Source organism: Austwickia chelonae NBRC 105200, from assembly GCF_000298175.1.
In the GTDB taxonomy this organism is placed as follows: domain Bacteria; phylum Actinomycetota; class Actinomycetes; order Actinomycetales; family Dermatophilaceae; genus Austwickia; species Austwickia chelonae.
This window is the reverse complement of sequence record NZ_BAGZ01000008.1, coordinates 118,375-141,695: the sequence shown is the minus strand read 5'-3', so window position 1 is coordinate 141,695 and position 23,321 is coordinate 118,375. Positions and strand designations below refer to the sequence as shown.

Annotated in this window: 18 protein-coding genes and 1 riboswitch; of the genes, 9 read left to right on the top strand and 9 right to left on the bottom strand. The window is 67.9% G+C overall.

Translation table 11 applies throughout. From position 1 onward, the window contains the following. Window positions 1–12: 12 nt before the first annotated feature. The 7 genes from cobN (at window position 13) to AUCHE_RS07275 (ending at window position 9,455) form a co-directional block, all read left to right on the top strand. Entirely contained in the window at window positions 13–3,768 is a 3,756-nt protein-coding gene (cobN, locus tag AUCHE_RS07305; RefSeq protein ID WP_006502640.1) for a cobaltochelatase subunit CobN, read from the top strand. A 93-nt stretch (window positions 3,769–3,861) separates the two neighbouring features. Further along, a riboswitch (cobalamin riboswitch) is annotated at window positions 3,862–4,022 on the top strand. 43 nt (window positions 4,023–4,065) lie between these two features. Beyond that, a complete protein-coding gene (locus AUCHE_RS07300; protein ID WP_006502639.1) occupies window positions 4,066–5,124 on the top strand; it encodes a FecCD family ABC transporter permease in 1,059 nt (352 codons plus the stop codon). After that, window positions 5,121–5,957 (top strand): ABC transporter ATP-binding protein, encoded by an 837-nt coding sequence (locus AUCHE_RS07295; RefSeq protein ID WP_006502638.1) that lies wholly within the window; start codon window positions 5,121–5,123, stop codon window positions 5,955–5,957. Before AUCHE_RS07300 ends, AUCHE_RS07295 begins: the two co-directional genes overlap by 4 nt. Continuing rightward, window positions 5,954–6,943 (top strand): ABC transporter substrate-binding protein, encoded by a 990-nt coding sequence (locus AUCHE_RS07290; RefSeq protein ID WP_006502637.1) that lies wholly within the window; start codon window positions 5,954–5,956, stop codon window positions 6,941–6,943. Before AUCHE_RS07295 ends, AUCHE_RS07290 begins: the two co-directional genes overlap by 4 nt. A gap of 26 nt (window positions 6,944–6,969) precedes the next feature. Continuing rightward, window positions 6,970–7,452: an FMN-binding protein gene (locus AUCHE_RS07285; RefSeq protein WP_006502636.1), complete on the top strand. Its 483-nt coding sequence runs from the start codon at window positions 6,970–6,972 to the stop codon at window positions 7,450–7,452. After that, a complete protein-coding gene (locus tag AUCHE_RS07280; protein WP_245706774.1) occupies window positions 7,449–8,180 on the top strand; it encodes an FAD:protein FMN transferase in 732 nt (243 codons plus the stop codon). The genes AUCHE_RS07285 and AUCHE_RS07280 overlap by 4 nt, the downstream gene beginning before the upstream one ends. Before the next feature lie 129 nt (window positions 8,181–8,309). Continuing rightward, a complete protein-coding gene (locus AUCHE_RS07275) occupies window positions 8,310–9,455 on the top strand; it encodes an acyl-CoA dehydrogenase family protein (protein WP_006502634.1) in 1,146 nt (381 codons plus the stop codon). Window positions 9,456–9,490: 35 nt separating this feature from the next. On the opposite strand, the gene AUCHE_RS07270 is transcribed toward AUCHE_RS07275, so the two are convergent. The 3 genes from AUCHE_RS07270 to AUCHE_RS07260 form a co-directional block, all read right to left on the bottom strand. After that, the gene (locus tag AUCHE_RS07270) at window positions 9,491–13,261 is read right to left on the bottom strand and encodes a DUF7507 domain-containing protein (RefSeq protein ID WP_006502633.1); all 3,771 of its coding nucleotides are present in this window, start codon (window positions 13,259–13,261) and stop codon (window positions 9,491–9,493) included. 31 nt (window positions 13,262–13,292) lie between these two features. Next, window positions 13,293–14,534, bottom strand: a complete 1,242-nt coding sequence (locus tag AUCHE_RS15615) for a methyl-accepting chemotaxis protein (RefSeq protein ID WP_006502632.1) — start codon at window positions 14,532–14,534, stop codon at window positions 13,293–13,295. Between the two features lie 107 nt (window positions 14,535–14,641). Beyond that, a complete protein-coding gene (locus tag AUCHE_RS07260) occupies window positions 14,642–15,580 on the bottom strand; it encodes an SHOCT domain-containing protein (protein WP_006502631.1) in 939 nt (312 codons plus the stop codon). A 133-nt stretch (window positions 15,581–15,713) separates the two neighbouring features. Here AUCHE_RS07260 and AUCHE_RS07255 point away from each other — a divergent pair, with 133 nt between their 5' ends. Continuing rightward, on the top strand, window positions 15,714–16,934 hold the full coding sequence (locus AUCHE_RS07255; protein ID WP_081578164.1) for a glycoside hydrolase family 76 protein: 1,221 nt from the start codon (window positions 15,714–15,716) through the stop codon (window positions 16,932–16,934). Here AUCHE_RS07255 and AUCHE_RS16160 read toward each other — a convergent pair. Both AUCHE_RS16160 and AUCHE_RS07240 read right to left on the bottom strand, forming a co-directional pair. Beyond that, the gene (locus tag AUCHE_RS16160) at window positions 16,894–17,076 is read right to left on the bottom strand and encodes a hypothetical protein (RefSeq protein WP_006502629.1); all 183 of its coding nucleotides are present in this window, start codon (window positions 17,074–17,076) and stop codon (window positions 16,894–16,896) included. The two genes, AUCHE_RS07255 and AUCHE_RS16160, sit on opposite strands and share 41 nt — an antisense overlap. Before the next feature lie 887 nt (window positions 17,077–17,963). Beyond that, on the bottom strand, window positions 17,964–18,416 hold the full coding sequence (locus AUCHE_RS07240) for an NUDIX domain-containing protein (protein WP_006502627.1): 453 nt from the start codon (window positions 18,414–18,416) through the stop codon (window positions 17,964–17,966). Between the two features lie 220 nt (window positions 18,417–18,636). On the opposite strand from AUCHE_RS07240, the gene AUCHE_RS07235 reads away from it, so the two are divergent. Beyond that, a complete protein-coding gene (locus tag AUCHE_RS07235) occupies window positions 18,637–19,884 on the top strand; it encodes a S1 family peptidase (RefSeq protein WP_006502626.1) in 1,248 nt (415 codons plus the stop codon). Window positions 19,885–20,028: 144 nt separating this feature from the next. Here the strand turns inward: AUCHE_RS07235 and AUCHE_RS07230 are convergent, their stop codons facing one another. The 4 genes from AUCHE_RS07230 to AUCHE_RS15610 form a co-directional block, all read right to left on the bottom strand. After that, window positions 20,029–21,252, bottom strand: a complete 1,224-nt coding sequence (locus tag AUCHE_RS07230; RefSeq protein WP_006502625.1) for a helix-turn-helix domain-containing protein — start codon at window positions 21,250–21,252, stop codon at window positions 20,029–20,031. Window positions 21,253–21,629: 377 nt separating this feature from the next. After that, complete coding sequence (locus AUCHE_RS16930; RefSeq protein WP_177175340.1) at window positions 21,630–22,187, bottom strand: hypothetical protein; 558 nt, start codon at window positions 22,185–22,187, stop codon at window positions 21,630–21,632. A 74-nt stretch (window positions 22,188–22,261) separates the two neighbouring features. Next, window positions 22,262–22,453, bottom strand: coding sequence for a hypothetical protein (locus tag AUCHE_RS07220; protein ID WP_040321829.1), 192 nt, complete (start codon window positions 22,451–22,453; stop codon window positions 22,262–22,264). 154 nt (window positions 22,454–22,607) lie between these two features. Then, window positions 22,608–23,177: an NADPH-dependent FMN reductase gene (locus tag AUCHE_RS15610; RefSeq protein WP_006502622.1), complete on the bottom strand. Its 570-nt coding sequence runs from the start codon at window positions 23,175–23,177 to the stop codon at window positions 22,608–22,610. Window positions 23,178–23,321: the final 144 nt, after the last annotated feature.

The window sequence follows — 23,321 nt, the reverse complement described above, 5'->3', positions numbered from 1 at the left end:
CGAAGGAGCACCATGACGCGCATCGCGCTGCTGTCCACGTCCGACACCGACCTGCTGTCCGCGCGCGCCTGCGGCGCCGACTACCTGTACGCCAATCCGGCCCGTCCCGGCGCCGATCCCTCCCGGTCCGCCGAGGTGGTCCTGGCCGGGGCCGTGGAGCAGGCGCAGATCGTCGTCGTGCGGATCCTGGGCACCCCGCCGGAGTTGTTGGAGGCCGTGCGGGCCGTCCGGGAACGTCCGGGGGTGCGTCTGATCGTGGTGGGTGGTGAGCAGTCCCCCGATGCCGCGCTGATGGAGATGTCGACCGTCCCTGCCGGGGTGGTCCAGGAGGCCCACCGGTACCTGGCCTACGGCGGGCCGGACAACCTGGGGCAGCTGCACGCCTTCCTGTCGGACACCCTGCTGCTCACCGGGGAGGGTTTCGCCGCGCCGGCCGAGCAGGCCTCCTGGGGTGCGCTGGCCCGGCCCGAGCCGTCCGCGCCGCCCGAGGGGTCGGTCCGGCCCCGGGTGGGCATCCTGTTCTACCGGGCCCAGTACGCCGCCGGGAACGACGCCTATGTGCACGCCCTGGCCGATGCCGTGGACGCGGCCGGTGGGATCGGTGTGCCGGTGTTCGTGACCTCGCTGCGCGGGGCCCCGGACGACCTGCTCGCCCACCTGGGCGGTTATGACGCGTTGATCACCACGGTGCTCGCCGCGGGGGGCACCCGGCCGGCCACCGCGAGCGCAGGTGGCGACGACGACGCCTGGGATGTGCAGGCCCTGGCCGCGCTAGATGTCCCGGTCATCCAGGGGTTGTGCCTCACCTGGGATCGGTCGTCCTGGTCGGAGGCCGACGACGGGATGAGCCCCCTCGACGTGGCGACGCAGGTGGCCGTCCCCGAGTTCGACGGGCGGATCATCTCGGTGGCTTTCTCCTTCAAGGAGTTCGACGAGGACGACCTGCCTCGGTATGTGGCCGATCCGGAGCGGTGCGCCCGGGTGGCCGGGATCGCTCTGGGCTACGCCCGGTTACGGCATGTCCCGGTGGGGCAGCGGCGGGTCGCCGTGGTCCTGTCGGCCTATCCCACCAAGCATTCCCGGATCGGGAACGCCGTCGGACTGGACACCCCGGTCTCCCTGGTGCGTCTGCTGCGGGCCCTGCGCGACGCCGGGTACGACCTGGGCTCGCCCGGGGACATCCCCGGGGTGGACGAAGCCGCATATGTCGACGCGGACGCCCCGGACACCGCGGCGGGCAACGACCTCATCCACGCGCTCATCGCCGCCGGTGGCCAGGACGAGGACTGGTTGACCTCCGACCAGCTCGCCGGGCAGCCCGTCCGGATCGACGCGGCCACCTACCGTCGCTGGTTCGCCGACCTGCCCGCCGGGCTCCGGGAGGACATGGTCGAGGCGTGGGGCGAGGCGCCTGGTGATCTCTTCGTCGACCGTTCCCCCGCCGCGGTGGCCGCCGACCCCGACGGGCAGATCGTGTCGGCCACCCTGCAGGCCGGGAATGTCGTCGTCCTCGTGCAGCCGCCGCGCGGTTTCGGGGAGAACCCCATCGCGATCTACCACGACCCCGATCTGGCACCGACCCACCACTACATCGCCACCTACCGGTGGGTGGCGGAGGAGTTCGGCGCACACGCCGTCGTCCACCTGGGCAAGCACGGCAACCTGGAGTGGCTTCCCGGGAAGACCCTCGCCCTGTCCTCCGGGTGCGGGCCGGATGCCGCACTGGGCGACCTGCCGGTGATCTACCCCTTCCTGGTCAACGACCCCGGGGAAGGCTCGCAGGCCAAACGGCGCGCGCATGCCACGATCATCGATCATCTGGTCCCGCCGATGGCCCGGGCGGAGAGTTATGGCGACATCGCCCGTCTGGAGCAGCTCCTCGACGAGTACGGCAATGTCTCGGTGATGGACCCGGCCAAGGCTCCGGCGTTGCGCGCGCAGATCTGGACGCTCATCCAGGCGGCGAAGCTGCATCAGGATCTCGGGGTCGAGGACATGTCGGTCGATGACGGTGATGCCTTCGACGAGTTCGTGATGCATGTCGACGGCTGGTTGTGCGAGGTGAAGGATGCGCAGATCCGGGACGGCCTGCACGTGTTGGGGCAGGAGCCTCGGGGGGATGCCCTGGTGAACCTGGTGTTGGCGATCCTGCGGGCGCAGCAGGTGTTCACCGGGGGGTCCGAGCCGGTGCCGGGTCTGCGGACGGCGCTGGGGTTGGACGAGTTCGGTGTGGGGCATGCGTTGGCCGACCGGGTGGAGTCCTTCACTCGGATCCTGGTCGGCGGGTTGGCTGCTGTCGGCTGGTCGGAGGAGGATCTGGGCGGCTACGTGCGGGAGCATCTGGCGGCGGCGTGTGCGTCCGATCCGGTGTTGGCGGAGGTTTTCGCGGCGGCGGATGTGGCGGCGGTGGAGGCGTCCTTGCGTTTCGCCTGCCGGGAGGTGGTGCCTCGGTTGGCCGGGACGGGCGGGGAGATCTCTGCGGTCCTGCATGCTCTGAGCGGTGGTTATGTGCCGGCGGGGCCGTCGGGTTCGCCGCTGCGGGGGTTGGTGAACGTCCTGCCGACGGGTCGTAATTTCTACACGGTGGATCCGAAGGCCATTCCGTCGCGGTTGGCGTGGGACACCGGTCAGGCGTTGGCCGACGATCTGTGCGCCCGGCATGTGCGGGAGACGGGTTCGTATCCGCGTTCGGTGGGTCTGTCGGTGTGGGGTACGTCGGCGATGCGGACGTCCGGGGACGATGTCGCCGAGGTGTTGGCGTTGTTGGGGGTGCGGCCGGTGTGGGACGAGGCCTCGCGTCGGGTTGTCGGTATGGAGCCGATCCCGTTGTCCGAGTTGGGCCGTCCGCGGATCGACGTGACCGTGCGGATCTCTGGTTTCTTCCGGGATGCTTTTCCGCATGTCATCGCGTTGTTGGACGATGCGGTGCGGCTGGTCGCCGGTCTGGAGGAGTCCGAGCAGGACAACTATGTGCGGGCCCATGTGGAGGCCGATCTGGCGGTGGAGGGTTCGCACGGTGATCGGCGGCGGGCCACGACGCGGATCTTCGGGAGCAAGCCGGGGACCTACGGTGCGGGCATCCTGCAGTTGGTCGAGTCCGGGAGTTGGCGGGGGGATGCCGATATCGCCGAGGTGTACGCCACGTGGGGTGGTTATGCCTACGGGCGGGATCTGGACGGGGCTCCGGCGCGTGGTGACATGGAGACGGCGTACCGGCGGATCCAGGTCGCGGCGAAGAATGTGGACACCCGTGAGCATGACATCGCCGATTCCGACGACTATTTCCAGTACCACGGCGGGATGATCGCGACGGTGCGTTCGCTGACCGGGGAGAGCCCTCGCGCCTATGTTGGGGATTCCACTGCGCCGGAGGCGATCCGGACTCGTTCGCTGGCGGAGGAGACCTCCCGGGTGTTCCGTTCCCGGGTGGTGAATCCGCGCTGGCTGGCGGCGATGCGTCGCCACGGGTACAAGGGTGCCTTCGAGATGGCGGCAACGGTCGACTACCTGTTCGGTTTCGATGCGACTGCCGGGGTCGTCCAGGACTGGATGTACGAGTCCTTGGCGCAGGAGTACGTCCTGGACGAGACCAATCAGGAGTTCCTGCGGGAGGCGAATCCGTGGGCCCTGCATTCCATGGTGGAGCGTTTGCACGAGGCCGCGGACCGGGGGTTGTGGGAGGAACCCGATCCGGAGCTCATGGATCGTCTGCGTGAGGTCTACCTGGACGTGGAGGGTGAGATCGAGGACGGACCCGCCGGCAGATGACCGTATGCCGGTGTCCGAGAAGGGAATCGGGCACCGGCATCGTGGCGGGGCAGCTCAGGACGGAGGACCTGGGTCCCGCACGATCCCTCAGAAGAGGACTATCGTCGAGCTGTTGACGAGGGAACCCGGTGCAAGGCCGGGACTGACACGCAGCGGTATGGCTGACAGGCGGACAAGACCACTGGCTTCGGCTGGGAAGGGTCCGGCCCTGGACGAAGCCGAGTCCGAATACCTGTCAACGCTATTACTGTCAACGTGCGTGCCGCGTGCCTCGGCCCACCGACGAACGGATCGCCAGTGCCCGCCAGCCTGCGCTCTCCGGAGCGCGCCCCTGCGTCCATCCGTTGGCGCGTCCGTCGCCGCCTGGCGCTCCTGAGCATCGCCCTCGTCCTGGCGCCGATCATCTGCATGCACTTCGGTGCGGCAAAGGTCTCCGTCGCACAGATCGCCCAGGTCATGCTCTCCCACCTACCCAGCTCCGGGATCACCCCGCCCTCCCCGATCGCCGACGCCCTGATCTGGGACAACCGGGCCCCCCGCGTCCTGGCCGGCCTGGGCATCGGCGCCATCCTGGCCGTCGGCGGCAGCGCACTCCAGGCGATGACCCGCAACCCGCTGGCCGAGCCCTACGTCCTCGGGGTCAGCTCCGGAGCATCCGCCGGAGCCGCCACCTCGGTGGTCCTGCTGGGCGTCGCCCACGGTGCAGGACTGTCGGCGATGGCTTTCCTGGGAGCGGCCCTGGCGACGGCACTCGTCCTGGCCGTCGGCGGGGGACGGAACCAAGGCGTCCTCCACCTGGTCCTGGCCGGCCTGGCCTGCGGTTTCATCTTCCAGTCGATGACCAATCTGATCGTCTTCTCCAGCGCCGACCCCGAGACCGCCCGCAGCGTCATGTTCTGGATGCTCGGCTCACTGTCCCACAGCACGTGGGAATCAGCTTGGGCGGCAGCGCTCGTCGCCCTGATCTTGACCGTGCTCTTCTGGGTCGCAGCACCGCTGCTCGATGCCGTCTCCAGCGGCGACACCACCGCATTGACCGTCGGCATCGACCCGGTCCGGATCCGCCTGGTCATCACCCTCGTCGTCTCGGCCGCCGTCGCGGTCGCCGTGGCCACCGCCGGCGGCATCGGCTTCGTCGGACTCGTCGTCCCCCACCTGTGCCGACATTTCCTGGCCCGCAACCATCGGGTCCTCGTGGTGGGCACCGCCATGTCGGGAGGCATCTTCCTCGTCGTCGCCGACACCGTCGCCCGAGTGATCTTCGCCCCGTCCGAGATCCCCATCGGGGTCGTCACCGGCCTCGTCGGCGCACCGATCCTCCTCGTCATGATCCGCTCCATGAAAGCCCCACGATGAACAGCACACCCGACGCCCTGTCCGCCCGCGAGGTCACCATCCGCCGCGGCGACCGTCTCGTCGTGGACGGCGTCGGATTCACCGCCCGCGCCGGGACCACCGTCGGCGTCATCGGACCCAACGGGGCCGGAAAGTCCTCCCTGCTGTTGGCACTGCACCGGGCGATCACCCACGAATCCGGGACCATCGAACTGGGAGCGGACGAGATCGGGACGCTCTCCCGCCGACGGATCGCCCGACATGTCGCCGTCGTCGCCCAGGAGAACGAAGCCGCCCTGCCGTTGAGCGTGCGCGACAGCGTCAACCTGGGACGCCTGCCACATCGTTCACTGGTCGGCTACGGCGACGCCCAGGACCGGGAACGCGTCGACGAGGCCCTGGACCGGGTCGGTCTCGGGACGCTCGCCGAACGACTCGTCACCGAACTGTCCGGCGGCGAACGCCAACGCGTGCTGATCGCCCGGGCCATCGTCCAGAACGCACCCTTCCTGCTGCTCGACGAACCGACGAACCATCTGGACCTGCACCACCAGTTCCAACTCTTCGAACTGGTACGCACCCTCGACACGACGACCGTGGTCGTCCTGCACGATCTCAACCTCGCCGGACGGGTCTGCGACGAACTGGTCCTGCTCGACCGGGGGCGTCCGGTGGCCTACGGACCGCCCCGGGAGGTCCTGACCCCGCAGATCGTCTCGGCCGTCTACCACGTGGCCGTGGAATGCCTCGAGCACCATGGGCAGCCACACCTCCTGTTCTCGCCAGGACACACCCACCGCAGCGCATCACCTTGCCAACGCATCGAATCGGTGCACTCAGGAGGAAAAGCATGAGAACCAGGACGCGCACCTGTCTGACCGTCGCGCTCACCCTCGGCTGTCTGCTGACGACAGCGTGCAGCTCGTCCATCCCATCGAACTCCTCCTCGGGCGGAACCGCCTCCGGTGCCTTCCCGGCCACGGTGAACAGCTGCGACGAGAAACTCACCTTCACCAAGAGCCCGGAGAAGGTCCTGATCATGGACGACACCGACCTGTCGATCCTGGCCGAGATGAACCTGCTCGACCGGATCGTCGGACGCTCGGGCAAACTGCGCACCGCCCCCTACGACGAGAACACCCTGGCCAGGATCAAGAAGATCCCGGAGATCGCCAGCTCGGTACTCGACAGCGGCGGCACCCAGGTGGCGACCGAGACGGTCATCGCCAGCGGAGCCGACCTGGTCATCGGATTCGACGCCGGCATCGACCGGGACGCCCTGCGCAAGGCCGGGATCCCCGTGTACGCGCCGGTGAGCTTCTGCCCCAACCTCAACCCGGCGAAAGCCACCTTCGGGATGGTCAACGACGAGATCGCCAAGGTCGCCTCCATCTTCGGAGCGCCGGAGAAAGGCCGCGAACTCACCGAACGGATGAATGCGAAGATCAGCGGGCTCACCAAGGAAGGCCGGAAACGCGGGAGCGTCGCCGTCCTGTACGTCATGCCCGGGAGCAAGTCCTTCTACGTCTACGGCAAGTCGAGCATGGTCCAGCCGATCGTGGAGGCCAACGGTTTCACCAATGTCTACGGGGAGGACCCGCAGCGCGTCTTCGACGGATCGATGGAAGACCTCCTCGCCAAGAACCCGGACCATCTCGTCCTGCTGTACGGCGAAGGCAAGAGCGAGGAGGCCGAGCCCACCCTGATGACCTTCCAAGGCGCGGAGAAACTGTCGGCCGTGGCGAACAAGAAGGTCATCACCATGGCCTACTCGCTGACCGACCCGCCCACACCGAATTCCGTCAAGGGAGCCACCGTCCTCGACGGGCTCGTGCGCTGAACACGCCGAGAAGAAAGGAACCTTCGATGACCCCGCCCCGTGCGATGCCCATCTCCTTCGCGCTCGGCGCCGGCGCGCTCGTCGTGCTGAGCTCCGGGTGCGGCCAGCCACCTAACACCCCCGGCGACGCCCGGACGTCCTCGGCAGCCTCCGCCCCGTCGGCCGCGACCACCACGTCCGCAACCCCCTGCCAGGCGAATCCGGCCTACCGGGACGGCCGGTACTCCGGCGCACGTTCCGACTACAAGTACGGGGACACGGCAGTGGAGATCACCGTCGCCGGCGGGTGCATCACCGGGGTGGACGCGACGCTCAACGCCAACAGCGGCTATTCCAAGCAACTCCAGGGCAAGGCCGGGCCGGTACTCAAGGAACGGGTCGTCGCCGCCAATTCGGCGGAGATCAGCACCGTCTCGGGCGCGACGTACACCTCGAAGGCCTATCGGACGAGTCTGCAGGCCGCGATCGACCAGGCCCGACAGCCGGGAGCCGCCGGGACCGGCCCGTGATCAGGTCGGCCATGGGCACCGTGGTGAGCCTGGCCCTGTCCGCCACGGAGCCTCCGGGGCTGTCCGACCGGATCGGTGCCCTCCTGGACGGGATCGAGGACTGCTTCTCGCTCCACCGCCCGGGGTCGGAGTCCTGCCGCCTCGACCGTGGCGAGCTCACCCTCGCCGGGACGAGCGAGACCTTCCGGCACTGCCACGACCTGGCGATGCGGTGGCAGACGGCCACCGAGGGCGTTTTCTCCCCGATCCGCCCGGACGGACGTCTCGACCTGTCCGGAGTGGTGAAGGCTTATGCCATCGGGCGGGTCGCCGAGGAGCTGGCCGCGCAGGGGCTGGCCGACTGGTGCCTGAACGTGGGCGGGGACGTCCTGGTGGACGGCTTGGACCGCCGCGAGGGGCAGGCGAGGCCGTGGACGGCGGGCATCGTCGACCCGACGGACCGCTCCGGCATGTTCAGCCAGTTCACGCTGTCCTCGCGGTATCCGGCGCTGGCCACCTCGGGGACCTCGGAGCGGGGCGGGCACATCTGGTCGGCGCCGGGTGTCGAACCGTTCGTGCAGGTGACCGTGGCGGGCCCGGACATCGTCAGTGCGGATGTGTTGGCCACGGCGGTCCTGGCCGGAGGCCGGCACACCCTCGACATGGCCTGTGCCCGGTGGGATGTCGCGGTGCTCGCGGTCGCGCCGGACGGCGGGCTCTTCGCGACATCGCATTTCCTGGCCGGGTAGCTGCCTAGTCGGCCCGGTCGGGCGGCGCGGCGGTGCCAGGGGTCCCCGAGTCAGGGCCGATCCGACCGCCCACTGACACGATGATCGCGAATAGCCTACGAGAACAACCCTTCTCATACTCTTCGCCTTATGCCAGCCATACGCCACATGCCGACGGACGAAGGCCAGGACCTGATCGGCCTCACCCGCGAGATCTGCGACGACAAACTCCGCCCACAGGTGGACGCGATGGAAGCGAAAGCCGAATTCCCGCGCGAGATCTTCTCCCTCCTGGGCCGCGCCGGCCTGCTGACACTCTCCTATCCGGAAGAGCTGGGCGGCGGCGGCCAGCCCTATGAGGTCTACCTGCAAGTCGTCGAAGAGATCGCGTCTGCCTGGATGAGCATCGCCGTCGGTGTCTCCGTGCACAGCCTCACCTGCAACCCGATCGCCGCCTTCGGCACGGACGAACAGAAGGAGGACCTCCTCACGACGATGCTGTCCGGGGAGATGCTCGGCGCCTACTGCCTGTCCGAACCGGCGGCCGGCTCGGATGTGGCCGGCATCTCGACCCGGGCGACCCGGACCGCCGACGGTTACGAGGTGAAAGGGACGAAGGCGTGGATCAGCCACGCCGGGCACGCCGACTTCTACACCCTCTTCGCACGGACCAGCGACGACGGCCCCCGCGGCCTGTCCTGCTTCCACGTCCCCGCCGGGACACCGGGGATGAGCTTCGCCCCGCCGGAACGGAAGATGGGCCTCGACTGCGACACCGTCGGGCAGGTTCTCTTCGACGGCGCCGCACTGTCCCCGCAGGCCCTCATCGGCCGGGAAGGACAGGGCATGTCGATCGCCCTGTCGGCCCTGGACAGCGGACGGCTCGGCATCGCCGCTGCCGCGACCGGACTGGCCCAGGCCGCCCTCGACGTAGCAGCGACATATGCGAAGGAACGGGAGCAGTTCGGCCGGAAGATCGCCGAATTCCAAGGATTGGCTTTTCTCCTGGCAGACATGGAAGCCGCGGTGACCAGCGCCCGGGCCACCTACCTCCACGCCGCCCGTCTGAAGGACGCCGGCCGACCGATGAGCAAGGAGGCCTCGGTCGCCAAACTCGTCGCCACCGACGCCGCCATGAAGGTGACCACGGACGCGGTGCAGGTGCTCGGCGGCGCCGGATACACGAAGGACTTCCCCGTCGAGCGGTACATGCGTGAAGCCAAGGTGACCCAGATCTTCGAGGGCACCAACCAGATCCAACGCCTGGTCATCAGCCGTCACCTACTGGGGCGGTGACCCGGCGGCCGAACTGGCCAGCCGGGAAACAGCCCTCATTCCGGACGGCGACGACCGACCACCAGCAGGAGCAGGCCCAACCCAGACAACAGACCACCTGCGACCGAGACCAGAGCAACCGACGTACCGGTCTCCGGCAGGCCCGACATCCTTCCCCGACCTGGACCCGACGACCACCGGGCCGACCCGTCAGAAACCGAGGAATACCGACCGTCAGGAGAGGTCGGACGGGGATCGGGACTCCCGTCGTCCGGCCCAGCCGACGGTGGCGCAAGCGGCCGGTCCGTCGACGGCGGGGACGACGGCCCGGACGATGAGGGAGAGAACTCCGGGACCGGACCGGGCGCCGGGCCCGGGCGAGGCTCCGAGACAGGATCCGGCCCGACCGACGGACCGACCGGATCAGGGACGGCATCCGGCCTGGGTTCGAAAGTCGGCGCATCGCTCGGAGGTCGTACGATCAGCCGCGACGGCACCGGATCAGGCGAAGTCGTCACCGTGCCCGTCGGTGACGGGGCAGGTGGCACCGACGGCGACGGACCGGTGGACGGTGAGGGCAGACTCGGCTCCGGGCTGGGAACCGGTGCCGGGTTCGGTCCCGTGATCGGCCCAGGAAGAGGTTCAGCCGCCGCGGTGATCCACGCCGAGTCGCTGCTCGTGACGTTCACCGCCTGGCCCGCCGATGGCGTGTACACGGCATGCACCGTGCCGAAGGCGTCCACCGACTGCGACTCCTGCAGAGCTTCGCTGTCGGCTGTACAGGTGACCGAGGGGTGCGCACCGCTCCCGGTCCAGGCAGGAAGAGTGGTCGCACCCCCGCAGTCGGGAACGCCACCGGTCGGCAGCGCCGCTCCGGAGACCGTGAACGTCAAAGGCACATTCCCGGTATTACGGATGACGTACAGTAATCCCGCCCGGGCCGCCCTAGGGAAGATCTCCCCGGGTCGGTCGTCGGCCGGTTTCGGACCGGAAGGGGTGACCACGTCCGTCCTGATTGTCACAGACGGCATCGCGTGCACCGAGAAGGACCCGGTGTCGACGACCGTGGAGAGCGCCGGCGGTTCGACACCCGACGGGGTCTGCGGTTCCGCACCGGTCCTCGTCGTCAGGGTCATCGTCCCGGGGACGAAAGGTGCCTTCAGTTCCCCGACGCATCGGGTGCTCGCCCCGGCGGCCAAGGTAGTCGTCTGACAGGTGAGGGTCGGCGTACCCGTAACCGTGTTCCCGGCCGAGGACAGGAATGAGGTGTCGGCGCCGACGTGCACTCCGCTCAACGGAACATTGCCGGTATTGGTCACCATGACCTCGATCCGGGTCGTCGCCTCCGGGTCGACCTCGGTGCTGTTCCCGATCGGGGTCCCGTCCACCAGCAGGGCCGTGGTGATCGAGGTGACCGGAACGGTCGTGGTCACCGCGGTGTCCGAATCAGCGGCCTGTGGCGCGTTGTACCCGCTGGGTACCGCCGAAACCGCGCCCGCATACGTGGCGGTGACCCCGCCGTCGACCGAGGCTGTCGCCCTCGCAGTGCAGAGGAGCTCACCTCCTCCCGCGGCCAGCGTCGTCCTCGGGCAGGACAGACCGACGGCATCGGTTCCGGTCACCGTGACCATGGCCAGATCGGCTGGTGAGGTGTTCCGCACCACGTAACGCAGTTCGAGCTGGGCACCGGCCGGCACGGGGGTGCCTGGCGCACTGTCGACAGAAGCCCAGGTCCCGTCGGCGGGATTCTTCACCTCGGTGGACAGACCGATCGTCGGGACGTAGGCGAGCACCCTCTTCGAGACCTGCACCGGGGTGCCGTCGGCACTACCCCGCACGGTGGTGGTCCGGTCGAGTGGGTTCGAGGCCGTCACCGTGACGGTCGCCGTGCAGGTCGTACTCTGACCAGGTTGGAGACTCGTGTCGGCGCAGGTGGGTGCGCTGCCGTTGTCGATCTGGGCGGCCAGGTCGGTGACGACGACATTGGAGGTGTTCTTCACCGTGTACACCACGTTCACCGCGCTGCCCTCGGCGACAGGCGTGCCCGGGTAAGGCGGGGTCTCTGTCCCGTTGACGGTCGCCGAGATCGTCATGCCCACGATGGTCCCGGTCACCAGGTAGGAGGTGTCCTGTCCACTGACCGCGACACCTTCGTCGTTCGCTGTCGCGGTGGTGTTCTCGTCGACGGAGACGGCACCCCCGGTCGGCGCGCTCTCCTGTTTCGTGCAGGTGAGGGTGGCACCTGCCGGGATGCTGTTCGGGCAGCCCGGTACGACAGTGTCCGTCCCATGGCTCCGATCGGTGACGGTGACTTCGGTGAGGGTGGCCTGTCCGGTGTTGGTGAGGTAGTAGGTGACGGTGTAAGGCTCACCGGGCGGGACGGACAGCCGGGAGCCGCTGTTCCCGGCGTCGTCCCCGTTGACCGTGGTCCGCAGGGTCAACCCGGGTGCATGGATGTAGCTGGTGGCAGTCACGGTGAGCGCGGGCGGTGCCGGAGCGCCGCTCCCGAAGACTGGGGTGGCGGTGGCCCGCGGAGCCAGGGTGAGGGTGCTCCCAGACGAGACGGTGGCGGTTCCTTGACAGGTGGTACTCACCCCGGGTGCGAGGGTGGCCGCTTGGCAAGTGATCCCGGAAGCGGCCGGATCGGCCAGGGTGAGTGCACCGAGTTGTTGGTCCCCGGTGTTGGTCACCGTGTAGGTCACGGGCGTAATTCCGGGTGGGACGGCCGGGCCGGGTGCGGTGGAACTTCCGGTCTGCGGGGTCACCTTCATCGCCGGATTCCCGGTGATCCACGCCCTGGTGCTGGCGACGACGTCGGTGCGGGGAGCGATGTCGCCGGAGTCGATGTGGTGGTAGAGCTTCCGTGTGGAGCTGTACCCGGAGAAGTAGCGTCGGACGGTGATCGTCGTGCCGTCAGGTACCCAGGTGTCACCGGTGGAGGTGTTCGGGTCGTAGGGGTATTGCAGGAGGGTGTCGTAGATCGCGTTCGGGTCGTCGTACGAACTGGGTACCAGCACCCGTGAGGGGTAGTACGTCGTACTCAGCGGCGCCCGCCTGATGTAGGCGGTCTGGATCCTGTCCATGTGCGTGCTGGTTCCGGCAGTGGTGCTGGAGGCATAGACCTGCAGGTCGCCGGTCCAGGCATATCCGCTTCCACCGAGGGTCAGTCCGGCCAGCCAGGTGCCGTAGCCGCGGCCACCACTGGTGAAGTAGAAGCTGTGGTCGACGTAGCCGGAGCCCCCGCCGATGAAGACGGTCCGGGTGGAGGGGTACCAGTCGGCGGGCACCGTGGAGAAGGCGTGGACATTGCTCTGCCCACCCAGGGCCTGTCCGGGGGTCCCCCCGGTGACCTTGCCGGTCGCGGTGACGATGAAGGGTCCGGCGGGGGCAGTGCCTCCGTTCCATTCGAGGTATCCCTGCTGTCCTCCGTTGTAGGACTTCATGGTGACGGGGGTGGCGACGCCGTTGACGTCGGTGACCGTCGCGGCCATCGAGGTGAAGAGCGCATTGGGGTCGGAGGTCAGCACGCAGATCACGTCGGTGATCGGTGCACCCGAGGGAGCGGCTTTCACGTTGACCGTCGCGGTGTAGGTCACGGTCGAGCCGACGGCGACCAGCTGCGGGGAGATGGTGATCGAGGTGGAGGCCAGAGGTCTCGGTCCATCCGGTGTGCCGCGTGCCGAGGTGAAGTTGTACGGCCATTCCGGTGCACTGGCGTGGGCTGTTTTCCCGGCGAGGACGGCGCCCACCAGGTGGAGCGCAGCCAGCATCGCGGACAGGACGACAACGGTCCAGCGGCGGAGCCTGCCGGAGGTGTGGGATCTCATGGGCTCTCCTGTGGCGCGTCCGGCGTTGCGGTCAGGCGTTCTTCTCGACCTCGTCGGCCCATGCGGTCAGGTCGTCGGTGAGGCGCATGGCGATGCCGGCGTATCCGTCGGTGTCGCACATCAGTGCGTCTGCTTCGCGGCGACGACCGGCGGCTGCTTCGGCGAGGATCCGTCCGGCGGCTTCGTGGAAGCGGGCGTGGGCTTCTCGCGCTCGGGCTGCGCGTGTCTGGTCGAGGGCGTCGGCCTGCCCGGAGTGGAGCCAGGTGCCGAAGGGGCAGACGTCGTCCCGGGATGCGGATTGGACGGTGACCCCGGCGGGGAGACTGCCGGTGTCGATGGCGGTGCGTAGTCGTTTCTTCCAGGCGGCGTGTGCAGAGATCCCGGCGCGCAGTGGGTGGAGGACGATGCCGTCCGCGAGTCGGTCGATGGTGACCTGTTGGGATTCGACCGCGCGTTCCATCCTCGTCATCTGTTCGCGGGCCCGATCGAGGCTGGCGTGTGAGATTTCGGTGGTCTCCACGCAGGAGACGACGTCGGCGCGCAGACTGGAGGTTGCTCCGGCGACATTGGCTGCGGACCGGGTGATCCCGGCGATGGTGGCATTTTGTTCTTCGATGGCGGCGGCGATGGAGGCTTGATTGCGTTCAACCTGTTCGAGCATCCGATCGATGCGAAGGACGGCTTCACGGACGGCTTCGCTGTGTTCAGCGAGCTGTGCGAGTTTGTCGGCGATCTCGGTGGTGGCCGATGTGGTCTCGTCGGCGAGGTTCTTGACCTCTTCGGCGACGACGGCGAATCCTTTTCCTGCGGTGCCTGCTCGGGCGGCTTCGATGGTGGCGTTGAGGGCGAGCAGTCTGGTCTGGTCGGAGATGCTGGACACCGATTTGACGACGCCGTCGATCTGACCGGTCGATTCGGTGAGCGATTCGACAGAGCCGCGGACCTCCTGGGCGGTTCTGCTGGCGTCGGCGACGGCGATGGTCGCCTGGGCTGCGGCTCGGGAGACTTCGCGCATTGCTGCGGTCATCTCCTCGGTGGCGGAGGCGACGGATTGTGCTTCGTCGGCGACGGTTCCGGTGGCTGCGGACATCGAGTGGGCGGTGTCGGCGGTCGCTTCGGTGGCGACGGCGAGGCGGGCGAGACATTCGGTCAGATCGGCGGAAGCCATCTTGACCTGTTCCCCACCGACTTTGAGGTTCCGAAGGATCCCTTCGGGTGCGCGGTCGGTCGAGATGTGCCCGGTGGTGGCACGTGAAGAAAAGCGCAGCAGCACGGCGGGTCCTTACTCCTGAAACGGTGGCGGCTCACTAGTCGGCTTCGGCACGGGCCGGTTGAGCTTTCCTCGGCTGCTGACCTGGGGTGGAGTGGACGATGTGCGATTCAGGGCTGGCTGACGATCTGGCGTACCTTCGCGGCGAATTCTTCCGCGGTCAGGACGCCTTGGGCGTGCAGGTCGGCCAGGACGCCGAGCAGGATCTCCTTGTCGGTGGCCGGGCGTCCGGTGGCGCCTTGGGCGAGGCCGGGTGCGGGGGCCGCCGGCGCGGGAGCTGCGGGGGCGGGTGGAGCTGCGGTGGGCGTGGGGCTGCCGCCGAATCCGGGGGTGAAGCCGGGCGGTCCGACCGGGGGGACCGTGGGTATCCCGGCGGTGGGTGTCCCGCCGGGTGTGCCGGGGGCTGCACCGACGCCGGGGAGATTTCCCGTGGGGGGGTTCGCGGGGGGTTGCACCGCTTGACTGGCAGCTTGGGCGGCATTGGCCTGCGCGGCGATCGCCGGTGGCACTTTCGGTGCGACCAGGGGGTCGGGGGTGGCTCCGGGAACGGCTCGCGGCTGGGGCCGGCCGGGTTGGTCGCCGGGCCGGACGGCGGCGGGTTTGCGGTGGCGTCCGAGTCGTTCCTGTGGGCTGCCGCCGGGGCCGCCGCTGGGGCGGGTGACGTGGACGACGATGTGCGGTGCCCGGGTGAGCAGGGCGTCGACGAGTCGGTCGCCGTCTTCTCGGCGCATCTTCCGGACGACGAGTCGACCGGAGGAGCTGAAGAGGGCGAATCCGTCGTGGACGGTGGGGTCGTAGTCGACGGTGGCGACTTCACGGATGAGGACGAATTGCACCTGGTGTTTGCTGTAGTCGTCGCGGATCGCGATGACCCGGTCGCTGGTGAGGGCGACGAGTCCGGCTGCTCCGGCGTAGGTGCAGGCGGCCAGTTCGACGACTTGTTCTTCGGCACCGAGTTCTTCGGCGAGGTCGCGCATGGCTGAGCGCGTGCCGAAGGTCACGACCATTCGCGCGGCCGCCTCCGCGATATCTCGACGCAGTTCGCTCACGGCCTTTGATACGGACGGAATCGGCCAGACCTGAGTGTTGTTCGTGGGTTTGCCCGTTTCTGAGACGAGCTCGCTGCCCGGGTTTCCCGGTTCTGGTCGGGCGCTTCGACGGTCTTGTCGGCAAGCTGGGTGGATGGACAGGTTCGTTGTTCCTTCGCCGTCGTCTGCGTCATCTTCTTCCGGGCATGCCGGTCGACCGACGGGTGTGGAGGCCTCTGCCGAGGGGTCGGTGGCGTCGGTGTGGGCGGAGCGTGCCGATGAGGCTGCTCGCAGTGTGGTCCCGATGTTCGGTTCGCGGGTCTGGGGTGTCCCGGGCACTCATCTGGGTGTGGTGCGTCGTCCGCGCCCGCCGGTCGGCGAGTGGACGTGGAACTACTGGTGGCAGGCGCATTACCTGGATGTCCTGGTGGATGCCGGGCTGCGGCACGGTCGGGCCGGGGATGTGGCCGGGGCGCGGGCGTACGAGCGGCTGGCCGGCCGTCTGGTGGATTCGATATGGCTGCGGAACGGTGGCCGGTTCACGAATGACTTCTACGACGACATGGCGTGGTTGTGGCTGGCTGTGGGTCGGTTGGAGGCGTGGCGGCGGGAATCGGGGTGGCCGTCGTCGTGGCGGTCGCGTCGTCTGGTGCGGGTGTTGTCCTCGCGGTTGGTGGAGGGGCATACCGGGGATCTGGGCGGTGGGGTCTTCTGGACTCGTCGTCATGACCGGAAGAATGTGCCGGCGTCGGCTCCGGCGGCGATCGGGTGGGCCCGGGCCGGTGAGGTGGAGCGGGCCCGTCAGGTGGTGGAGTGGATCTTCGCGACTTTGTTCGACGAGCGCCGGGGGCTGGCGTTGGACACGATCTGGTTGGACGGCCGGGTCGACGACACCGTCTATTCGTACAACCAGGGTGTTCTGCTGGGGGCGTTGTTGGCGGTCGGGGACGAGAGGTCGTCGGAGCGGGCTGCGCGGGTGGTGGAGGCGGTGGCTCGGCATTTGTGTCTGCCGGGTTCTGCGGTGTTGCGGGCGTTCGGGGACGGTGATGCGGGATTGTTCACCGGCATCCTGGTGCGCTATCTGGCGGAGGCTGCGCTGTCGGAGGCGTTGCCGGGGCCGGTGCGGGCGCGGGCTGCGGAGTTGGTGGAGGGGTCTGCTGCGGCGTGGTGGCAGGGCAGTGTGGTGGTGGACGGGCCGCGGCGGGCGCGGGTGTTCCCGGTGGTCCCGGGGTCCCCGATCCTGGGGGTGGTGTCTTCTCCGCTGGAGTTCAGCCCTCAGGTCCAGGCGTGGACGATCCTGGAGGCGGCGGCGTCGGTGGCGGCTGGTGGTGGGTTCAGTGTTGACGGGCCCATTTCCGGGCGCTGGGTTCGTTGACGAAGGGGGATCCCCAGCTGCCGTTTTCCGAGCCGACATACCATTCGCGGCTGCCTTGTTCGGTGCGGGTTTTGAGGTGGTATCTGCGGCCGGACGAGCCGCGGATGGTGGCGCGGACGGCGGCGTCGTGGCGGGTGTTCATCGTTTTCTCCCTCAGCGGTGGGTCAATGCCGGGGGGGCGGTGTCGATTCGCCCCGGCATCAACCTCATCGGCGAGTAGGACGCTTGTCGTGACATTCTTGACGATCCTTTGACCTTCTCGGGTGGATCCTTATACCCGGCAGTGCGGATCGGGGTTCGACTCCTTATTTATAAGGAGTGGTCGTGGCGGCCGGTCTGCGGGCTGACCGGTGGTCAGGCCGTGTTCGCCGGGTCCGTTGTCGGTAGACGTCCGGTGGTGTTCTCCGGGTCGGTTTCTTTTCCGGGCGGGCGTGAGGAGTTCTTCCTGGTTTCCGGGGTCGTTGTCGGCGGGGGTCGGTCTGTCGGCGGAGGAATCGAATCCGTGTCGGTCTGGTTCCCGGCGGGGCAGTGGTTCCGAGGGAGGGTTTTCGAGGGGCTGCGGTCCGGTGTGGCCTTTCATGTGGCCGGTGATGACGTGGCCGGTGTTCCGATCCGGCAGGGGAAGCTCGATGGCGCGAGAAGGTATCTGCACTGGCGAACTACGTGAATGTCCTGGGTTTTCTGTACAACTCAGGAAAATCATCCGCATTTTGGACAGCGGGATAGGTCACGGTTGGATCACTGCTCCACGAGTTCTCTGGCGCTACGGCTGGGGCATGGCCCACGATGGTCCCCGAAGTGCTTTCGCGGATCTGGTGATTAGTGTCAACCACCCCCGTTCGTCGTGACTCAAATCACTACGGACGCCGCCGAATATTCCACGCTTCGAGATGACGCTGTCTCGCGATGAGAATATTCTTCGAGACACCCTGCCGACCACCGAATTCCGTTCAGCGGCAGACCAATCCAGCAGCTCATCCCACCGAAAAGAGCGCGCCCCCGACGACAGCGCCACTCATCGGCCCCCACTCAGGACACCCCGGGCACCGGACGACCGTCCTCCAGATAGACACAACACGGCGCATCCCAGCCCGCCCGCACCCGCCGGGCCACCGGAGGACGCAAGAGCGAAAACGCATCATCCCTGGTCACCAAGCTAAAATCCTCGATCTCCCCCGGTTGCACCCGCACCGCCACAACCTCATCCACGGACAAAGGCCCAGCCCGGAAGAGATAACGCAGCCCCAGCACCCCACCCCGGCGACTCGGGCGAGTGTCAACACACACGAGTTTCCCTGTGGCCAGGAACAGCCCGGTCTCCTCGAACACCTCACGCCGACAGGCCTCCCACGGACTCTCCCCCGCCTCGGCCATCCCACCGGGCACCGTCCACCCCGATTTGTACGTCGGTTTCACCACGAGCAGACGGCCCGCCTCGTCCAACATGATCGCGCTCGCCGATAACTGCAGCTCAGCTGGCATCCAGGTGTTACTCATCCCCGTCACAGGACCAGCCTGCCGCACCCCACCCCGTCCGTCGGGCCGCCGACACGGCCCGGTTCCCGAGGGGGCGCAACTATATTCCTGAACCTGTGTCCAAGTCGAGGTTGTTGACAAAAAAAGTCAACACCTGCATTCTTACCGCCGGTTCATCGACTCCTCGACGAACCACTCCCCTCACCCTCCGAGGAAGGCCCCCTCAATGAATAAGCGCATCGGAGCGACTCTCGCCCTGCTGTCCAGCGCAGCGCTTCTCCCTGCCGCCGCTCCCTTGACCGCACAGGCCGCTGACGAGAAGAAGTCCGAAGAGCTCTCCACCATCCAGGAGATGTCCGCCGAGTGGCTCTCGAAGTCCTACGGACTCGACGGCGAAGAGGCCAAGCGTCGCGTCAAGGACCAGGACGGACACGCCCAGAAGGCCAAGGACATCGAGGGCGACCTCGGTGACAAGACCGCAGGAAGCTTCATCGACCAGAAGCGCGGCAAGCTCGTCGTCACCGTGACCGACGAGAAGGCTGTCGACAAGGTCAAGGAGAAGGACAAGAACGCCGACGTCCGCGTCGTCAAGAACTCCGCCTCCAAGCTGAACGACTCCAAGAAGAACGCCGAGGACAAGGTCGGCGACAAGATGGCCGCCTCCTACGTCGACGTGGAGCGCAACGTCGTCGTCCTCACCGTGCCCAAGGACAAGGCCGAAGAGGCGAAGAAGCAGGTCAAGGACGTCCAGGGCGTCGAGGTCCAGGAAGTCGAAGCCACCATCGAGGCTCAGGCCAACCTCTACGGTGGCCAGGAGATCCAGTTCGGTCGTAGCGTCTGCTCCGTTGGTTTCCCTGCAACCAAGGACGGCAAGAACGTCTTCATCACCGCTGGACACTGTGCGGCCGGCGGCCAGGCCTTCCGCCGCAACGGCCAGAACCTGGGCAAGCCGGTCAAGTACAACTTCCCCGGCCCCGACATGGCTTACAGCACGATGGAGAACGGCTGGAACGGCGTCGGCGCCGTTGACCACTGGAACGGCAAGGCCGTGGCCGTCGCCGGCAGCCAGGAGGCTCCCGTGGGCGCCACCGTCTGCAAGTCCGGCCGCACCACCCGCTGGACCTGTGGTGTCATCCAGGCCAAGAACGTCACCGTGCGTTACGGCAAGCCCGGTGGCGGCCAGGACATCGTCCGCGGCATGACCCAGGCCAACGTCTGCTCCGAGGGTGGCGACTCCGGTGGCTCCTGGATCGCGGGCAACCAGGCCCAGGGTGTCACCAGCGGTGGCGCCGGCTACGGGCCGAACAAGTCCTGTGGCGAGAAGGTCGGCCGTCCGAACGTGGCCTACTTCCAGCCGCTGAACCCGATCCTGAAGGACTACGGCCTGAAGCTCACCACCCACAACGGTGGCAAGGGCGGCGGCGACAACGGCGGCGACCGCAACCGCGACAACCGCAAGGGCGGCCGTTACTGATCCGTTGACGGATCGCCGGACTCGTTGACGAGTTCTTTCTCATAGGTGTGGCCCTCGAACCTCCGGGTTCGAGGGCCACACCTGCGTCCGGAGGTCCTCCGGCTCACCGCGCGCCGACGCGCCACCCCTCAGGAGAGCGGCGCTTCACGACCAGGCCTCCCGCTCCTCCCTGATCTGCTCGGCGCGGGCGTGCGCCCCCGCGTGGGTGAACAGGGCAGAGGCCCGGGAGAAATGTTCAGCAGCCTCGTCCGGCCGCCCGCACCGCGCCATCACCTGGCCGAGGCTCTCATAGGCATCGCCCCTGGTCTGCGGGGCCAACGCCTCGGCGTCGACCAGGCCCGACTGCAGGGCGGACAGCGCGGCCGCCCAGTCCTCGCAGGCCGCCAGGTACATGCCCCGGGCGATCGCCAGCTCGGCCAGACCGGTGGTGGTGGGGCTGATCTGCTCGACCATATCCGCCTTGGCCAGCAGCTCGGGGACATCCCCCAGGGGTCCGCCCGACTTGATCCGCATCGTCGCCGACGAGCGGTGTAGCCGCCCCCACAGCCGAAGGTGACGTACCGGGTCGATGAGTGTGATCGCCAGGTCGTGTTCGCGACGCCCGGCCACGTGGTCGCCGTTGAGGAAATGCAGATTCCCCCGAGCCCAGTGGGCCTTGCCCCAGTCGAGCCGGCTCACCCTCTCCGGTGAGACCAGGCCGAGTGAGTCGAGATGGCCGAGCGCCTCGTCGGTGCGGCCGAGCTCGCCCAGACAGGAGGCGAGGACCACCCGGGAGGACACATATGCCGATTCGGTGGAATCGAGCCCGGACAGTGCACCCACTGCGGACTCGGCTGCGGACACCGCTTCTTCGAGGTCACCGTTGGCGCGCAGGATCTGGGCGAGCAGACAGTCGACCCGTCCGGCGAGTTGGGGTGAGAGCGAGCTGGAGAGGTGCTGACGCAGGGACTGGGCGGTCTCCTTCGCCGAGGAGTAGGCGCCTGCGGAGAAGTCGCACAGGATGCGCACATAGGAGGAGACCCACCACAGCCCGAGTCGTTGTTCGTCGTCGGTGAGGGTACGCAGCCGACCGGCCCAGGTGCGGACGTCGTCGAAGTCGTTCTCGATGAAGGCCGAGAGCACTTCGATCTGGGCGATGGCGACCTCGATGTCGAAGGCCTGTCCTTCCAGGGCGTGCCATTTCTCCAGGACGGTGGGGTCGAGGCCCAGTCGTTCGGCGACATGGGTGATGACTTCGTGGGTCGGCGGTCGCTGGCCCGACTCGACCAGCGACATGTAGCTGCGGGAGAACAGGGGTGCGCCCAGCTGCTCCTGTGACAGTCCCTTTTCGAGGCGGGCCGCGCGCAGGCGACTCCCGAAGGACAACATGACAACCCCCAGAGATGAACAGAGGGAACCCGCAGTGGGTTCCTGTTCTCACAAACCGTTAGGCTGCATGACTAGTTCCGACCCCTACCCCAGGAACACGCCATGATCCCACTTCCTTCTCCTGCCATCGTAGTGACCGAAGAGCCGGCAGCGTCATCTGAAGCAGCTGTCCGCGAGTCGCCCCAGGGCGACCACCAGGAGGGCACGGATTCCCCAGCAGTCGTGGGTTCGCCTTTGGCTCGGGGAGATTGGCCCTGACGAGGGCGTTCTGACTGCTTACCTGCGTCACGGACCTCTTCGGAACAGGATGTCCCCGTCCGCAGGGGAACAGTTGACGGTCCGGCCTGCGACGGCCTGGCGTCCCGTACTTGTCGCGCTCAGATCGGCTGACGGGAGCGCGGATCCTGCAATTTCGAGTGAGGCGCGGCCGGGGCCGGCGCCACCGGAGCGGGCGGACGGGTGGTAGCGGGTGCCGTGGGACGCTTCCCCGGTGGAGAGGCTGTGGGCGGAGCCGGTTTCACCGTCGGGGTGGACACGGGAGGAATGGCTGCGGGCCTGCTGGCGCCCGGCCGTGCCGGATCGGGGCATCCCGGCACCGACGGGCCACCGGTGGGACAGCTTCTGCTGGGATTCGGTCCGCGCTGTCCGGGGACCGAACTGGCCTGCCGTGGCTCCTGTCTGCCTGATGTTCCGGGCCGGTGACCGTCGTGGGCGTTCCTGGTGGTGCGTTTCCCCGGGGCGATGCCGGGTGCGGCGATGCCCTGGCTGCGCGTGCCGGTGCTGTCCGGGGCCTCGTCCCCGGCGTCCTCGGTCACGGTCGACATGGTGATGGTGGCTCTGACCGGTGTCCGTGATCGGTTGAAGCTGCATCCTGTGACGAGCACGATGCTGGCGGACCCGATACAGATGACCGCCAACGTTTTTCCTGTTCTCACGCCCCCGTACGTTACTCCTGACGGTCGGCGCGGCGGGGCCGCTCCGTCGACGAGTTTCCGGCTGCGGTGCAGCGTCATCGTCCGGCTCCGGTTTCGCGCTCCTGCAGCCTGCATTCGACTCGGGTGAGGATGAAAGCGCTGGTCAGGTAGATGGCGAAGAGCGCCAGGGCGATCCCCCAGGCCCAGTTCGGAAGCATGTGGACCGTCAGGTCGACGGTCAGCAGGATGATCAGTGAGATCCCGATATGCCTCAGTGGTTGGCGCACCGTCGTTCCCCTCGTCGCCGGATTGGTTCCGGTGGGCAGCCTAGAGCCGCACCCTGAACCGGGCCTACGGAGGGTGATGTCCGTGGTGCGCGGTGCGTGCTGCGTGCTGCGGTTCGCGGGCGGGTCGGGATCCGCAGCACGCATTCCTCGGTGTTCAGCTGGCCTGGGCGTGTCCTGCCTGGGCGAGGTGCTCGAGGGCTGCTTCCCATACTGCGGAGAGTTGCCGGATTGTTCCGGGCGCGCTCTCGGCGGTGGTCGCGGCCAGCGCCTCGCCGGCTCCGGCGATGGCGGCGGTGGTCGGGAGCACTGCGGCGCCGGAGATACGCAGGGCTTCGACGAGGCCGGCCTGGGCGTCCTTCCCGCCGCGGGGGCCCGGGGATGCGGTGATGACGGCGACGGGGCGTCCGACGAGGCAGCTGCGCCCGTACGGGCGGGAGAGCCAGTCGAGGGTGTTCTTGAGCACGCCGGGGGCCTGGCCGTTGTAGGAAGGGCTCGCGATGACGACGAGGTCGGCGTCGGCGACGAGCTCGCGGGCGGCGAGCACCGGGAGAGAGGTGTCGGTGGCGTCGAGGCTCTCGTCGTAGTAGGGCAGCGCGGAGATGTCGATCCGGGAGATCCGGGCGTCGGGCTCCTGGGCGAGGACGAGATCGGCGAAGCGGTCGAGGGCTGTGGCATTGAACGATCCGTTGCGGATGCTGCCGGGGATCAGCACGACGTGGGTCACAGTTGCTCCGATCGATGGTCCCGGTGTGCTGCCGGGAGGTTGGTGCCGTGTTCCGGACGGGGCCCGTTCGTGGGTCGCGCCGTCGCGCCCATCCTGACAGATGAATGACATGTCACGCAAATATGGTGGGCGCCCTCGAGCGAT

Coding starts and splice junctions, on each gene's coding strand:
- AUCHE_RS07270 (WP_006502633.1), bottom strand. CDS start 13,261: ATGAGATCCCACACCTCCGGCAGGCTCCGCCGCTGGACCGTTGTCGTC.
- cobN (WP_006502640.1), top strand. CDS start 13: ATGACGCGCATCGCGCTGCTGTCCACGTCCGACACCGACCTGCTGTCC.
- AUCHE_RS07255 (WP_081578164.1), top strand. CDS start 15,714: ATGGACAGGTTCGTTGTTCCTTCGCCGTCGTCTGCGTCATCTTCTTCC.
- AUCHE_RS07295 (WP_006502638.1), top strand. CDS start 5,121: ATGAACAGCACACCCGACGCCCTGTCCGCCCGCGAGGTCACCATCCGC.
- AUCHE_RS07285 (WP_006502636.1), top strand. CDS start 6,970: ATGACCCCGCCCCGTGCGATGCCCATCTCCTTCGCGCTCGGCGCCGGC.
- AUCHE_RS07235 (WP_006502626.1), top strand. CDS start 18,637: ATGAATAAGCGCATCGGAGCGACTCTCGCCCTGCTGTCCAGCGCAGCG.
- AUCHE_RS07240 (WP_006502627.1), bottom strand. CDS start 18,416: ATGCCAGCTGAGCTGCAGTTATCGGCGAGCGCGATCATGTTGGACGAG.
- AUCHE_RS07230 (WP_006502625.1), bottom strand. CDS start 21,252: ATGTTGTCCTTCGGGAGTCGCCTGCGCGCGGCCCGCCTCGAAAAGGGA.
- AUCHE_RS07290 (WP_006502637.1), top strand. CDS start 5,954: ATGAGAACCAGGACGCGCACCTGTCTGACCGTCGCGCTCACCCTCGGC.
- AUCHE_RS16160 (WP_006502629.1), bottom strand. CDS start 17,076: ATGAACACCCGCCACGACGCCGCCGTCCGCGCCACCATCCGCGGCTCG.
- AUCHE_RS07275 (WP_006502634.1), top strand. CDS start 8,310: ATGCCAGCCATACGCCACATGCCGACGGACGAAGGCCAGGACCTGATC.